Raw genomic sequence first — 14,259 nt, 5'->3', positions numbered from 1 at the left:
GAGGCATTTACTTGCAGTAGTGGCTTTGGCGTGAGGCCAGGAAAGCGGTCTTTCCTCTGGGGCGTGTCAGTAATAGGATACGGACGTGTTAGTTTCTGGCAGCTAAGGACAGCGACGTGATCAAGAATCTCATACTGCGCGGCGTATCGAGCTACTCGCCTGAGCTCAACTCCCAGGTCGGCCCACTCACGAAAGTGAACATGTTCTATGGGCAAAATGGCACGGGCAAAACCACCATTGGGAACTACCTCCAAGACCCTGCTGATTTGCTGTATCACCAATGCCAGACTCAGCCTGCTTCAGCGGAGCGTGAGGTGTTGGTGTACAACCATATCTTTATGGAGGCCAACTTCCAGGCCAGTTCGCAGGCCGGCATCTTCACGCTCAATGAAGGCAATATCGAGGCAGAGAAAGAGCTGGAGGCTGCCGAGCTGGCCCTCAAACAGGTGTTGACTGAACATCACGCCGAGGTGGCGGCAGGGAACGCTTTTGGCGACTCTCAGAAAGCCAACAAAGCGGACATGCTGGATCAGCTATGGGCCCTCAAAAAACCTTTCGAAACCGGCCCTCTCCGGTATTGCCTCGTTGGGCCCAATACCAAAGAGCGCCTCGGCGACAAGCTACGTGATATTGCGCTTGTGACATCGGGTGAGGATTTCACTGCTTTGGCAACTGAGGCGGAGCAGTTGCAGTCTGCGGGAGATACCGAGCTCCCTGCGATACCTACTCTCCGATTTGCAGAAGGCGAGGTGGAAGCCAGCCCCCTGCTCTCCGAAGTCATTTCCGGATCCGGCGACTCGTACCTTTCCGCGTTGATTACTGATCTGGGTAACTCGGACTGGGTCAAGCATGCCCTTGAGTTTCACGAACGGGAGCAGTGTCCGTTTTGCCAGCAAGCCCTGCCAGCTGGTTTCTACGATGAAATCCGGAAGGTGTTCGACAAAACCTACGAGCAGCGGGTCTCTCAGCTGAAAGCTCTGAAAAACCGATACGACGGCGGTGTCGCTCGATTGAGAGGCCAGTCCCAGCGTGCGGAGTATCGGGCTCCTGAGTACCAGGCACTTCTGGCAAGGTTGGACGCATTATTCACCCAAAACATTCAAGAGCTGGCTGCCAAATTGGCGAGTCCATCCATGGTTATCACACTGGAGTCGACCGAGGCTCTGCTCAGCGAAATCAACGCCTTGATCGCGGAAGATCAGCAGAAGATTGATGCCTTCAACCTCAAGGTAAAAGACAAGAAAACCCACCTGGAGAACATCAAAACGCGTTTCTGGAACTGCTTTCGGGCGAGCTGCGACACGGTCATCACGTCCGCGAGAAAGGTACACAGCGAGCTTGGTGTTAAAAAGGAGGAGAAGCGAAAGCTGGCTGACGAGATCCGCATAAAGGCTCAGGTTCACCGGGATGCCATTGCTCTGAGCAGAGCCAAGATCACGAACATCGACCAGTCCATCGACAGCATCAACACGTCGTTGGCTGTGCTGGGGCTCAAGGGCTTTCTGGTTGTCAGAGAGGAGGGTGAGCTTCCTCGTTACAAGCTGCAAAGGCCTGAACAGCAGGCCGGCGTGTTCAAGACGCTCAGCGAGGGTGAGAAGACGTTGATCTCCTTCCTCTATTTTCTTGAGGTCTGTAACGGCGAGCTCGATGAAAACGGTTCCAAGCTGAAAAGCGAGCGAATCATCGTCATCGACGATCCCATATCAAGCCTTTCTCATAACTACATTTACGACATCGCCTCCATGATTCACCGGCGAGTTCTCAGCCCGAAAGAGCGCTTCAAGCAGGTCTTCATCCTGACGCACAACCTGTTCTTCTTTCACGAGATGCTCAAGCACCTCAAAAAATCGGACGAGTTCTCGTTGTTCCGGATCACCAAGGCTGCACACAGCGTCATCACGCCCATGAAGGCCACTGACGTACAGAATGACTACCAATCATTCTGGCAGGCCATCAAGGATGCCCAGGCAGGGCGTACCTCTGCGACCGTCATTCCAAACATGATGCGGAATATCCTGGAGTACTACTTCACATTTGTGCACCGCCAGGACGTGCTTCACGAGGCGCTCGTGGCGTTGGCCGATGAGGATGCAGATTTTAAGGCCCTGTATCGATACGTTAATCGTGAGTCTCACGCCGATGCGGTCAACCTCACGGATTTTGGTGAGATTGAGCCGGCTCACTATGTGGAGCGGTTCAGGCAGGTGTTCGTGAGGACAGGGTTTGAAGAGCACTATGACAAGATGATGGGAGTGGTCGGATAGTCAGTTGCGCTGCAGAGTTCGTTGCTTGTCTGTCGCCGACGGACGTACGACGAAAGGCCGTCACCGGTATGGGATCGCTCAGGAAGCAAAGTCTCTCTTTGGGCAGCTCCTGTCCGATCATCAGCCAGGAACTGCTCTCGTCACCTTCTCTACGCCAGCAGCGTGCTCTAGCTATCTGATCGTCGGCCTGGAGGTGTTGGCATGGATTGATCAGCAACAACATTGCCAATAATTCGGGGAGTTACCTGTCCGGTTTGCAGGCGAGCAGCCCTCTCCCAAGATCTCAAAATCTGTAGAAACTCGTGGGAGGGCATTGGCTGATTCGAGTTTTCCTTTGACGGAAAAAGGTAATCTTCCGGAGCCCGCCCCTCTGACTCTATGTATTTTCGGATCACGTCTACCTTCAAAACAGCAGATCGCTCACCCACTGCGGTTGCGGAGCTCGGCCACGCATCGGTGTCGATTTCGATGATTTGAGAAACCTTTGCCCTAAGAAAGTGGTGCCCACGAAGACCCGACTCCAATAGGGCAAACAGGCTAAGGTCACGCAGACTTCCTGAGCGTTCAACAGCCGTGCGGATTGCCCCGATCTCTTGATCACTCATCAGTTTCAAAGGGTTTTCGAGAGTCTTGGTTTTTTTTTCACTAATCAAAGGGCCAGTTGATGCTGACATCGTCTTCGTGGGGCGGGGTGCGAAGGTCGGGCTGACGTGAGGAATCGAACCGGTGGGACGTGAGGTATGGTCTCGTAGCAACGGAGCTGAGAGGGGGGCTGCCATTTTGAACGTTGATAAGGTTTCCAGAGGGAGAGCTGCAATGAAGGCTACCAATGCGTCGGACGTCACAGAGCTGTCATTGGATGCTTGAAGAAGCGAGGACAACTCAACTGCCACTCCTGCGATTACAGCTCCCCTGGAAGGCGTGCGCGCATCTAACGAACAAGTGAGGGATACGCTCCTGGCTTGATGGTAGTTGGCATATCCTAGTCCTCTCGATAACGCATCAAAAGCAAGTGATAGGGGGATGGGGGAACGGCCTGGCCATTTCTTCTGGATGCTTTTTGCGATCCTCTTGAAGGCAGCTTTAGGAAGAAGATCGTTCGGATAGATCGGGACGCGCATGGCAAATCTCCAATACGTCGCGGTGTCGGCTGCCCGCTGACTATTGTCGAAATGCGTGCGAAGAAAGAGGAGAAGCATCTGGTGCGCAAAGGCTTTGCAGGCCGACCGCCCGATCCAGATAAATCGGATGGCTCACGTTAACACCGCCTGGAAAGCTGATCAACCCAATGGTATTGCGGCCAAGGGATGGTTGGGCAGTCGTTGAGATCTGCCGCTGAAGCGGCGATCATCAGCGCTTCAGCATGCATATTAGTTGAGGTTCAAGCGTTCGATGCACGACCGCTTCATGCTTGGTTAGGGCGTGAAGAGATGAGAGTTGCGCTGAATCGTCTCGATCAATGCGTCTTCCGTCGTCAGGCCTGTCCTGACCATCTCGGCGAACGCTTCAAGAGCGGCCAGCGAGTTGTTAGAGTCGACGGTGTCTCGCATGAAGGCCGTTGCTAGCTCATCGAGTTCGTTCGCAGGCTCCTTCGACTTAGACAATCGCTCAAACATGGCAAGAACGGCTGCGCCGCTTGAGTGCTCGTCGATAGCGAACAGATCGTTGAACATCTTGCCCAGTGTGCCAGCGATATGCGTACTGGATCTGTTCCAGGCTCGCGCTTCACCCTTCTCGTCGGCTAGCTCCAATTGCTTGCGGATTTTGGTGCGGATCGTCGCCGTTGCGCTTTGCTGGCTGTAGTAGCTGCGCCGGGACAATGCCGCAGCATCTCTGGTTACCTTCCACATGATGAACCACATCTGCGCAACGCTGTAGGTGTTCAACCCATCGCGGATCACGTCTTGGATTTTGACGAATTCCTCAGGGTAAATTTCTTGGTTGTGCAGATCGCACTGGTCAATCAAGTACCAGGTAACATCATCACAGGCGTAATCCAGCCATAGCTTGCTCAGCGCTTCGCCGTCAGCGAAAACCCGGTTACGCAAGAGGCTGAACGCCTCTTCCCCACTTCCAAAATTCTCATCCGGTGGGAGAAAGAGGTGGGCATATTCCAATCGGATGCAGAGCTTTCCGTCCCTTAAATAGTACGTGCCACGCCACGCCCCTTCTGGATCGTCGCCCAGATGGCTTTGGTTATACAGCCGGTCTACGAAGTCATTGCCAGCGTACGGTGACAGGTCACGGCAGTGGTCATGTTTGAAGCGGCCAGCCCATAGGCGAGGCCCCACCGAAGCGTACAACGCGCGCAACACCAGCACTGCGTCGTCCGGTAGAGCGTCGTAGTCAATGGTCTTGCGCGTCATCCAGTCGCGATGGGAAGCAAGCTTGGCCTCGATTTCTGCCTTCTCCGCTGCTTCTTTCGCTTCCTGTTCTTCTCGTTGAGTACGCTGGCATTGATCACAGGCACGGTTGGATTGACCGGGAAATTTCCTCAACGCTGTTCGCCCGCTTGCGCGGATGGGCTCGCCGCAGCTGCACATGTGGTTGAGATCGTAAGCAATGCAGAACTGACCCACGTACTTCTTCAGCTGCGCAGGTTGCTTGAGCTCTCGAAACGGGAGTAGATCCTTCAAGACCTCTAGGAATTCTCCTCCCTCGCTCATAGCCCAGTAACGATGGGCCAGCTCGATCTCGTCTGGATCGGTGGTTACAAATTCAAGCTTAACTGCCATGTAGAAGTGACCCGATTGATTCGAAAACTGGAGGCGTCATCGGCAAGCGAAAGTAAGGCGCTACCGTCAACAAGTTGGAAGGTTGAGCAGATCGGCTTTGTTGGCCATGCTCCTGGCTGACGACCAAGGTAGTCCGCCAATTTATTCAAAAAATGCGAGCTATGAAAGCACGCGTTCAACCCTGTGTCTGGGGGCATGAGAAGTCAGGGGTAGCGCCCTGGAGGATGCCTGCTTTCGGAGGCACAATTCGCACCACCATGGCGACGCGGGCTGTGAGGTGCGACAGTGGTTTGGACTATAGGCGCTCAGGGAAAAGCGCTTGTACCGCTCGTTCGGCTGGCGAGCTGCGTTTGAGCAGCGTGTTGGGCGCAGCCATTCGTCGTTTCATCCAGCCCTCTTTCATGGGGGGAGTGAGTCAAAGCATACTGATACCACTGGTGGGAATTTGTTTGCAAAAGGACTGGCATATGAAGGAGAAACACCCGGACACGTGCGCATTGGTTTTCGACCCTGTCACTCAACGTGTACTTGAATTTCGAAAAACAATGCTCATCAATCAGATCAGTCGTGACGCGGAAAAAATCGCTCAAAGCTTCGATGCGCTGCACAGTGCTGATCTTGAAAAAATGAGCGCGCTGTTTGCCCACTGCTCGGCAATCTTGGCATCCGGCTTAATAAAAGCGGAGCGCGAAGAAGATGATCTTCGAATGGCTTGTGCCGAGCTGCTTTATAACTCACTGAACTCAATGGTTGCCGCAACCTACATGCTTCGCGGCGGGTTCGTTCTGCAGCCCGGGCCGGTCGTCCGCTCGGCCATCGAGTCCATGGCAGTGGCACTTCACCTCATGCAGTTTTCGGATGATCTTGAAAAACATCGAGAGCACAAGTTTGATTCCACGCGTGCAATCTCCAGCGCAAAGCGTGTCTTTCCTCCTTTTGGCCAAATGTATGGTTTGCTGAGTCGAGAGTTCACTCACATCGGCTCTTTGCATAAGCAACTGACTCCCATTCGTGAGTACACAGGCTCTGAGGAGTCGCTGCAGTTAAACATTCAGTTCCTGACCTCGGGAATCTGGATGTGCTATGTGTCCTGCGAGCTTGTTTTTCTGGATGCAGTTGGTCATCCGAGGTATTGGCGCGAACTGGAAGAACAAGTGGAGGGTAAAACGGCATATTCCTATGAGCCAAGTGCAGAGGAAAAGGCTTGGATGGCTGATTTCTTGGGCCTGGATAATCCGTTCTTCGCTGAAAAATAACGGCGATCAATCAGATACGCTTCGGGCGGGTACTCCGTCGCTCCTGCACTTGAGCCGTCAGCGCTAACGGATGGCTCTGGTTGAACTCGTCTGCAGGCTCCGGTGGGTAGCAAGGTTGTGAGCGGTAGGTTCAGGTTGACCAGGACGGTCAAGGTATTGGATTTCGGGCGTTTCGAGAACGCAGATCTTGGGCTTGCGCCAAGTTTCTTTGACTCCAAATACAACTCTAAGGCAGGGCGGCGGGATTTCCTGAAGTACCTGCACGATGAGATCACTGTGCCCGTGCTGCCTGGATCAGAACGGGATTACCTGACTACGCAGGTCATCGCCGAGTACCGTGCTACTCACTGCAAGCCCCGTATTGATGGTGTGATTTTCAAGTCGGTACAGGAAAGCGCAGGTAGCAATATCGTGCTGTTTTCCCACGTAGCGTGTGCGGCGACATCCACCGTGGGGCGTATCCGGAACGGCTATATGATCTTGGGCTCGAAGCAGTCTGATGGGCCTTGCATCGAATATGTGAGCGACAGCCTCGTCTATCACTCAATCAGCAAGGTGAAGTACGAAACGGATGATGAGCGCTTGTCTGAAGATTCGCGAAAGCAATTCGAAAATGCTGACTTCTGATCTTCCGACGGGTCTCCGCCTTCGCCAAGCTGGTTGGTTCAATTGGGTGCGCTGCCTCCGAATTCACTACATAGCGTGTTGGTTGTATTTTTTTGTCACTACATATTGTGTTTTGGCGCCGCGCTGCTAGATTTTAAGTAACCTTATTCAGCGAGGTGTCACATGGCAGGTAAAGGCAAAAACCAACACGTTGTGAAGCGTGATGATGGGTGGGCAGTCCGAGGGGAGGGCAATTCCAAGGACACATCTCATCATCGAACTCAGCAAGAGGCTGCTGATGCGGCTCGGGGGATCGCGCAGAACCAAAAAAGCGAAGTGCTGATACACGGCAAGGATGGCAAGATTCGGGATCGTGATTCATACGGTAACGATCCGTACCCGCCGAAGGGGTGAGCCTGCTTTAGAGGCCTCTGGGGCCGTCGCGGAATGTGCTACTAGCCTGCCCCGAGGTGCTTGTTGGGGCACTTGGCTTGGCGTCTGGCTTTCAGCGTTTGTGCCTCCTGCATTGTCGGCGCAGTTAGGCGTAAGGGGCTGAGGGGGTATCAGGGGCTTTAGGGATTTTGGTAGTCCTAGAGCACGGGGTTCTACCTTGCACGAGAGGGTGGAAGCGCCTCTCAGTGCCTGAGCGAACGTAAAAAAATGTCCACAGTACGGTCTACTATCTGTTCGATTTCATCGCGAGCGAGGGGTTCGCTGTTGCCTCTGACCTGAGTCCACAGGACTCGACCGTCAATCATGCCCATGAAGTCGCGAGCAGCGATCTCAGGCTCTTGAACTGCCAGGGTACCCCGCAGCGCCAGTCCACCGAGATAGTCGCTTACAACGGTCATGGCGGGCTCCTGTATGACTTCATCGAAGCGGCTGGCCAGCAGTGGGAAGCGCCGACCTTCCCGGATCACCATGCGTAGGAAATCAGCGGCCATTGGCCCAGACCAAAAGCCCGCAAACTCAATGGCGATCTGTCGGAGTCCGTTTCTGGGGTCAGCCAATGCCGACTCATCGTTGGCGACGTTCATGATTGGAAACGCCTTCCACATGCGTTCCGCCACCGCGACGAATAGCGATTCTTTGCCGTCGGGGTAGCGGTTATAGAGGGTCTGGCGGGTGACCGCTGCCGCTTTGGCGATCTCTTCCATGCTCGCGCCCTCGTAGCCATGCTCGATAAACATCCTCCCTGCTGCTGCAAGAATCCTGACCGGGCGTGACGCGGTCTCGCTAGGGTTGAGCAGGTCGTCGACGGGAGAGGGGGTGGCCACGTTCATTTTGTTTACCTGTAGCAGAGTAGGTTAAGTGTTACTGAAAGAGATGCGATCCGCCACCCATGTTTTGCCTGATCCACTTTACTTTACTTTACTTTACTGTAAAGAATCACTGTGCTTTGTGGGGTGGGTAGGCGATAAGTTATCGCGGGATTATTTGGACACAAGTCTATCTGTGCCTGCCGAGGTGTTGATGCAGCGGCGGTCTATGAGGGTTGCTCGGAGTGAGTACCTGTGGACTGCGAAATTTTTCTCAGATAGGTACCGACTCAGAGTGTTTGAGACCTTATCCTTTACTCATTCCATACTTCAGGTAAACAGAATGAATGTCAAAAACCGCGCTGTTGCAATCGAGTCGTGTGAGGGCGTTCTTCGCGAGGACTATCGGTATAACGTGGAGAATGAGATTTTGCCTACCATCAATGAGCGAATCCTGCGGCTTCTAACTCGCACTCATGAGCTTTCGGACGCCTACGTTGAGCTATACGGGTCATTGGCCGATAATCCCAACGCGCTGACCTCATTCTTCGATGTACTCAATAACACGGTGCATTCCTGGAACCCTGAGCGGATAAAAGAGGCCCGTGAAGCGAGAGAGGTTTTAACTGATCTGAATGTTCGGATTGCAGATGCTTCAAAATTGTTAGGCGATTTGATTTCGCATCGTACCGAAGTTCAGGAGAAGTCGAGTTTTAGAAGTGATACTTATTACCATGTTGTTGACGTTGTGCTCGACGCTGGTCGAGGCAATGGTCTGTTTGAGTCCCGCATTAAGAAAGAGTTGGATAAGCTGACCTACAAGTATGATCTGAAGTACTGGCCTTCAATTGGCGAGTTCGTGTCTGCAGTTGGTGCCGATGCAGGTAAGGCGGTTACAGTTGCTAACGACTTAATCGCGCTTGCAGCAACTGAAGGTCGTCGTCCTGGACTTGCGGACTTCTTGAAAGCTTTTGAGGCCAATCTTGCTATGAACCGAGTGAGGCGGCACGGAAGTATTCCGAATAACTTTTCACTGTCCGATAGCGCGATGGCATCTCTGGTCAACTGTGCACTTGAATTAGAAGTCCAAGAGCTGATCGATAGCAGCTTTGTGAAGCGGTTCCGCCAGCGCGAGCGCGAGAAGGCAGCAAGTCGAGCAGCGGACGTCTGAAGCTCAGCTTGGGCTTCGGTCGATGTTTTAGGTTTCTGATGCCGTCAGGTGGGTTGGGTGGGGAGCGAAAAGGCCAGTCCGTTCACTCCCTCTGCATGATCTGGTTTTTCAGGATGGGTGGGTGTGCACCGTTCACGCTCTGCTGGCATGTGTGCAGAGTGAGTCTTTACGGATTTATTGGATGATCGAAATGGAAGCGCGGGTCGGAAGAGACGCCGTGTAGAGGGGGCCGACGGTGCACCAAATTTTTGGGGCTTCCGGGAGATCTGGTGGTGGGGATGTGAGAAGGTCTTGACGGGCTTAGGCGCTAGGGCAAATTTGTCTGGGATGCCCGGAATCATTGGCTGTAAGGTGGAGCGGGTAGAGGGAATCGAACCCTCACCGATAGCTTGGGAAGCTATAGTTGTACCATTCAACTATACCCGCATTTCTTGCCTTAACCGTGCACCAAAGAGGGGTGTCCAATAAGAACCCTCAACTAAAGCTTGGGAAGCTTTCGTTTTGCCACTAAACTATACCCGCAATTACTGCCTACAAAATGCGGTGGCTCAGCACGTATCCCGAGTCGACTTGGGAAGCTGGCGCACTGTCTGTTACGACACCCGCTCATTGCGGCTGACTTTGTACCAGAACTCTTCCCCGATTTGAAGCTTTTACTGCGCAATCAGTCAGATCACCCCTGTAGCACTGCTTCTCACACAAGGCAGCAGCGCTACAGGCGCGTTCGACGGTCAAATGGCAATGGCATGTTGATCCTGCGCTGGGCGTGGATGAAAACGCACGCGTTTCTCGGCGGGGGTGGCGCTCAGGAAGTCGATCAGTGCCTGGCGGCTGTCGCGGCAGGCGGCTTTGTGTTCCATGTCGAGGAAGTGGCCGGCGCTTTGAATGGTCACGAAATGGCTCTGCGGGATGTGTTTGCCGAACAGGCGGGCGTCGAGCGGGGTGGTGTATTCGTCCCATTCGCCGTTCATGAACAGCACCGGCACGTTGATGTTGGTCGCGGCTTCGAGTGCGCCACCGAGGTTGCTTTGCAGCACCTCGCTGACGTGAAAGTGCATCTGCGCGTATTCGTGCTCAGCCAGGGTGCTGACGTGTTTGTAGTTGAAGCGCTTGAATAATGAGGGCAGGTGCTTGCCGATGGTGTCGTTGATCAGCTCGCCGACCTTGTAGCGCTCGCAGGCGCCGAGATACTCGATGCCGCGGGTCAGGTAGTCGTTCATGTGCACGTTGATGATCGGCGAGAACGAGCTGATGACCGCACGCTCCAGGGTGCGAGGCCGCTGCGACAGGGCGATCAGGGCGCAGGCGCCACCCCAGCTGAAGGACATGACTTGCTCGGCGGCGAAGTGGTCGATGAGCTCGAGCAGGATGTGGCCTTCTTCCTCTTTGGTCAGCGAGCGCTCGTTGGCGTTGTGCGGTTTGGACTTGCCCGCGTAGGGCTGGTCGAAGAGTACGACGTTGAATTGGGGATGAAGATTACGAACGGTCTGGGCGAAGGAAGCGGTCGTGGCCAATGAGCCGTTCACCAGGATGATCGTCTTGGTGGCGGCCTCTGCGCGATAGAACTCCGTGTAAACCCGATACTGACCCTGTAAATCCAGCACAGCGATTTCTGGCCTCATGTCGTCGACTCCTGGCAAACAAGAACGAGTATTCGCGCAACCAGCGTGCGCGTTGTTTATGACAGGTAGGCATACGCCTGGAAGGGGGCCCTGGTCGATCCGAGGGATGGTCGACGGCTGTTGTTATAGGCGGGCATGCCGTGCTCGCGCGCTTCGAGGCGGCGATGGACGGCAAAAATTTCGTTGAGACAATGCAAGCGACTACCGGGTCACGTCAGGACCGGCTCTTGGATTCAAGCAGTGAAACCCGGAACCTGCAAGTACCGTCGAGACCCTGTTCGAGCCTTTTCGGCTGAGCGGTCGGCGGGTCAGATTGGCTGAATCTCTTCAGCGGTCAGGGGCCGGTACTGGCCCGCTGCCAAGGCTGGGTCGAGGACGATTTCGCCGATGCGCTCGCGGTGCAAACGCAGCACTTTGTTCTGGAAAAAACCGAACATGCGTTTGACCTGATGGTAGCGGCCTTCGATCAGTGTCAGGTGGGCGCTGTGGCTGTCGAGCAAGGTAAGTTGCGCGGGTAGGGTGGTGAGGTCTTCGAAGGCAAAGTAGATGCCGTTGGCGAAGGTCTCGGCGTAATGCGCGCCGATCGGCTGCTCGGTTTGCACATGATAGACCTTGGGCATTTTGCTGCCGGGCTGGGTCAGACGCCGCGACCACTGGCCATCGTCGGTGATGAGCAGCAGGCCGGAGGTATTGAAGTCCAGGCGCCCGGCAATGTGCAGCCGGTGTTTGTCCGGCTCGTCGAGCAGGTCGAGCACGGTGGGGTGCTGGGGATCGCTGGTGGCGCTGACGTAGCCCATGGGTTTGTGCAGCATGAAGTAGCGTGGCGGGCGGCCGGCTTGCAGCACCTCGCCATCGACCACCACCTGGCTGAATTCGTTGACCGGGTGATGGCCGTCTCGCGCCGGTTGGCTATCGATCTGCACACGACCCTGGACCAGCAGCAGGCGCACTTGCTGGCGGTTGAAGCGGGGCAGGTTGCTGAGGAAACGGTCGACGCGCATAGGGGCAAAACAGCAGGAGGAGGGGTGGCTATGTTAGCGGATTATCCCGGCGTCGGCCTTGAGCTGTGCATCGACCTGGGCGCAGCGTGGGCACAGGCAGGCTTGATTGCGCAGCTCGGTGGGCAGGGCTTCGAGGATGGCGGGATCGATGTTCACGGTGAAGCACCAGCAGGGCTGGTCGGCAGTGGCGGGATTGGCCAGGGTGCAAGCGTTGCTGGCGCCGCAGGCGGGGCAGAGGGTGTGATCGCGCATGATGGCCGGCTGATGGGGTAGAGGGGCATTATCACTCAGATGGGTCAGGTTTTGTGCACCCTGTACCGGCCTCTTCGCGAGCCAGCTATGCGCCCACAGCTGGCCGAATCTGAGTCACACCTGAGCAAGGCTTGCCCGCGAAAAGGCAGATGCAGCTTGCCCAGAACCCTGGACCCTCCCACCACCGCAAGCCGATACGTGGCCTGCACCTGTGCAAGCAGTCTTAGTCCGCGAAGGGGCCGTTATAGCCTGCAGATGCTCACCGGCTGGCCAGCCACGCGCGCCAGCCACCCAGGTGGCTGATGTCTTCAGCGCCGTCCAGGCCATAAGGCTCGCAGATGAACCCACTCTCCCAGCGGCCATCGGCAAGCTGCACTTTGCCCAGCCCCAATGGCGCGGGTATCCCGGTGAGGAACGAACCCAATTCGCTGCTCGGCAACTCCCAGACTTCCACCTCGATGGCCACGCCCCCTTCGGCGACGCGCAGCATGCCGGGGCGCAACGGTGGGCCGCCAGCCAGTGCGTACAAACGGTAATCCGCCGAGCTCTGGGTGGTTTCCAGCAGCCGCGCGCCGCGCCGCTTGAGCTGCCAGTTGAGGGCCAGGCCGTCCAGATGCGCGCCGCACACCACTAACCGTGCTTTGTCGTTGCGCGCCGCAGTGCTCGGCGCCTGTTCGCCACCGTGCAAGGCGCTGGCCACGCTGAGCAAGTATTGATCGGTAAAGGCGCGGCCGAACAAGGTCACGCCCCACGGCAACCCGTTGGCCATGAAGCCGGTCGGCACCGCGACGGCGGCATAATCGAGCAGGTTCATGAAGTTGGTGTAGTAACCCAGCTCGGAGTTGCGCAGCACCGGTTCTTCGGTCAGTTCGGCGAGGGTCACGGGGCGGCCGATGGTGGGGGTGAGCATGCAGTCCAGCCCGGCGAGGATCTGATCACATTGGGCTTTGAGCACCTGCAGGCGGTACTGCGCTCGGAAGGTCTGCACGCCGGTCACGCCAGGCGCTTTGGCAAGTACGTCGCGGATCACCGGCAACACCGCTGCGGGCTGGGTTTCGATCAGCTCGCCGACCACGCTGTAGCGTTCTGCCACCCAAGGGCCTTCGTAAAGCAGACGGGCCACTTCGAGGAAGGGCGCCAGGTCGAACGGCACTGGCTGGCCACCCAATGCCTGCAAGCGCGCCACGGCATCGGCGAACAAGGCCGGGCCTTCAGCGCAGCCGAAAAACTCCAGCTGGGTGGGCACACCGAAGTGGAACGGGCGCACGCTGCCGAACGCCGACGCATCGTTCCACAGCGGGTTGGCGCGGCTGTACTCGTCACGCGGGTCGAGGCCGCCGGTCAGGGCGAGCAGTTGGCTGGCCTCGCTGCAAGTGGCGGTGAAGGTGGTCACGCAATCGAGCGTGCGGCACGCCGGCAGCACGCCTGCTGTGGAGATCAGGCCCTTGGTGGCCTTGAGCCCGACCAGGTTGTTGAGCGCTGCCGGCACGCGGCCCGAGCCCGCGGTATCGGTGCCCAGAGCGAAACTGGCGACGCCCAGCGCCACCGCCAGGGGCGAACCCGCGCTGGAGCCGCCGCTGGGGTAGTCCTTGAGCACGCTGTTGATGCAGGCGCCGTAGGGCGAGCGGGTGCCGTTGAGGCCGGTGGCGAATTGGTCGAGGTTGGTCTTGCCCAGCGGAATGGCGCCGAGGCCGATCAGCTGCTCGACGATGGTCGCCGAGCGCTGCGGGGTGAAGGCGAACGCCGGGCAGGCCGCCGTGGTGGGGATGCCCGCCAGGTCGATGTTGTCCTTGAGGGCGAAGGGGATGCCGTAGAGTGGCAGATCGTCGAGGCGGCGGTTTTCAAGGGCGGCGAGGTAGGGTTCGAGCTCGGCTTCGCTGAGCAGGTGGATGAACAGGTGGTATTCGGGATTCAGGGCGGCGGCTTTTTCCCGCAGTTGCAGGATGAGCTGACGCGGGCTGTGGGTGCCGGCGCGGTAGGCGGCGCGCAGGGTGTCGAGTTGCAGGTTGGGGATGGTCATGAACAATGCTCCTGATACGAAATGGGGGTGGCGATCTTGCGGACCTCTTCGCGAGCAAGCTTTTGCTCCTGCA

11 protein-coding genes, 1 tRNA gene and 1 pseudogene are annotated in these 14,259 nt (G+C 56.6%); 5 read left to right on the top strand and 8 right to left on the bottom strand.

Going from position 1 to position 14,259, the window contains the following annotated elements:
* Positions 1 to 116 precede the first annotated feature (116 nt).
* Positions 117 to 2,264, top strand: coding sequence for an AAA family ATPase (locus tag REH34_RS09020; RefSeq protein WP_311971412.1), 2,148 nt, complete (start codon positions 117 to 119; stop codon positions 2,262 to 2,264).
* Positions 2,265 to 2,431: 167 nt separating this feature from the next.
* Here the strand turns inward: REH34_RS09020 and REH34_RS09015 are convergent, their stop codons facing one another.
* Entirely contained in the window at positions 2,432 to 3,385 is a 954-nt protein-coding gene (locus REH34_RS09015) for a hypothetical protein (protein ID WP_311971411.1), read from the bottom strand.
* Positions 3,386 to 3,679: 294 nt separating this feature from the next.
* Positions 3,680 to 4,999, bottom strand: a complete 1,320-nt coding sequence (locus REH34_RS09010) for a hypothetical protein (RefSeq protein WP_311971410.1) — start codon at positions 4,997 to 4,999, stop codon at positions 3,680 to 3,682.
* 359 nt (positions 5,000 to 5,358) lie between these two features.
* On the opposite strand from REH34_RS09010, the gene REH34_RS09005 reads away from it, so the two are divergent.
* The 3 genes and pseudogenes from REH34_RS09005 to REH34_RS08995 all read left to right on the top strand — a co-directional run bounded on the left by REH34_RS09005 (position 5,359) and on the right by REH34_RS08995 (position 7,275).
* A complete protein-coding gene (locus tag REH34_RS09005; RefSeq protein ID WP_311972064.1) occupies positions 5,359 to 6,255 on the top strand; it encodes a hypothetical protein in 897 nt (298 codons plus the stop codon).
* 90 nt (positions 6,256 to 6,345) lie between these two features.
* A pseudogene (locus REH34_RS09000) lies at positions 6,346 to 6,882 on the top strand (RES family NAD+ phosphorylase); the annotation flags it as partial.
* Positions 6,883 to 7,044: 162 nt separating this feature from the next.
* On the top strand, positions 7,045 to 7,275 hold the full coding sequence (locus REH34_RS08995; protein ID WP_080265828.1) for a DUF2188 domain-containing protein: 231 nt from the start codon (positions 7,045 to 7,047) through the stop codon (positions 7,273 to 7,275).
* A gap of 221 nt (positions 7,276 to 7,496) precedes the next feature.
* Here REH34_RS08995 and REH34_RS08990 read toward each other — a convergent pair whose 3' ends face one another.
* Positions 7,497 to 8,144 (bottom strand): TetR/AcrR family transcriptional regulator, encoded by a 648-nt coding sequence (locus tag REH34_RS08990; protein ID WP_311971409.1) that lies wholly within the window; start codon positions 8,142 to 8,144, stop codon positions 7,497 to 7,499.
* 319 nt (positions 8,145 to 8,463) lie between these two features.
* Here REH34_RS08990 and REH34_RS08985 point away from each other — a divergent pair, with 319 nt between their 5' ends.
* Positions 8,464 to 9,291: a hypothetical protein gene (locus REH34_RS08985; RefSeq protein WP_311971408.1), complete on the top strand. Its 828-nt coding sequence runs from the start codon at positions 8,464 to 8,466 to the stop codon at positions 9,289 to 9,291.
* Between the two features lie 352 nt (positions 9,292 to 9,643).
* Here REH34_RS08985 and REH34_RS08980 read toward each other — a convergent pair.
* The 5 genes from REH34_RS08980 to atzF form a co-directional block, all read right to left on the bottom strand.
* Positions 9,644 to 9,717: transfer RNA gene (locus REH34_RS08980), tRNA-Gly, on the bottom strand.
* 305 nt (positions 9,718 to 10,022) lie between these two features.
* A complete protein-coding gene (locus REH34_RS08975; protein ID WP_311971407.1) occupies positions 10,023 to 10,913 on the bottom strand; it encodes an alpha/beta hydrolase in 891 nt (296 codons plus the stop codon).
* Positions 10,914 to 11,221: 308 nt separating this feature from the next.
* Positions 11,222 to 11,914, bottom strand: coding sequence for a pseudouridine synthase (locus REH34_RS08970; protein ID WP_311971406.1), 693 nt, complete (start codon positions 11,912 to 11,914; stop codon positions 11,222 to 11,224).
* Positions 11,915 to 11,947: 33 nt separating this feature from the next.
* On the bottom strand, positions 11,948 to 12,166 hold the full coding sequence (locus REH34_RS08965; RefSeq protein ID WP_311971405.1) for a cysteine-rich CWC family protein: 219 nt from the start codon (positions 12,164 to 12,166) through the stop codon (positions 11,948 to 11,950).
* Positions 12,167 to 12,425: 259 nt separating this feature from the next.
* Positions 12,426 to 14,186, bottom strand: a complete 1,761-nt coding sequence (gene atzF, locus REH34_RS08960; protein WP_311971404.1) for an allophanate hydrolase — start codon at positions 14,184 to 14,186, stop codon at positions 12,426 to 12,428.
* Positions 14,187 to 14,259 lie beyond the last annotated feature (73 nt).

This window comes from Pseudomonas baltica (assembly GCF_031880315.1).
Lineage (GTDB): Bacteria > Pseudomonadota > Gammaproteobacteria > Pseudomonadales > Pseudomonadaceae > Aquipseudomonas.
The sequence above is the reverse complement of the archived record's forward strand: the minus strand, read 5'-3'. Positions and strand labels throughout refer to the sequence as shown.

What these genes read in the sequence shown, in the direction of transcription:
- REH34_RS09015 (WP_311971411.1), bottom strand. Translation starts at nt 3,385, where the DNA reads ATGCGCGTCCCGATCTATCCGAACGATCTTCTTCCTAAAGCTGCCTTC.
- REH34_RS09010 (WP_311971410.1), bottom strand. Translation starts at nt 4,999, where the DNA reads ATGGCAGTTAAGCTTGAATTTGTAACCACCGATCCAGACGAGATCGAG.
- REH34_RS08995 (WP_080265828.1), top strand. Translation starts at nt 7,045, where the DNA reads ATGGCAGGTAAAGGCAAAAACCAACACGTTGTGAAGCGTGATGATGGG.
- REH34_RS08990 (WP_311971409.1), bottom strand. Translation starts at nt 8,144, where the DNA reads ATGAACGTGGCCACCCCCTCTCCCGTCGACGACCTGCTCAACCCTAGC.
- REH34_RS08985 (WP_311971408.1), top strand. Translation starts at nt 8,464, where the DNA reads ATGAATGTCAAAAACCGCGCTGTTGCAATCGAGTCGTGTGAGGGCGTT.
- REH34_RS08975 (WP_311971407.1), bottom strand. Translation starts at nt 10,913, where the DNA reads ATGAGGCCAGAAATCGCTGTGCTGGATTTACAGGGTCAGTATCGGGTT.
- REH34_RS08970 (WP_311971406.1), bottom strand. Translation starts at nt 11,914, where the DNA reads ATGCGCGTCGACCGTTTCCTCAGCAACCTGCCCCGCTTCAACCGCCAG.
- REH34_RS08965 (WP_311971405.1), bottom strand. Translation starts at nt 12,166, where the DNA reads ATGCGCGATCACACCCTCTGCCCCGCCTGCGGCGCCAGCAACGCTTGC.
- atzF (WP_311971404.1), bottom strand. Translation starts at nt 14,186, where the DNA reads ATGACCATCCCCAACCTGCAACTCGACACCCTGCGCGCCGCCTACCGC.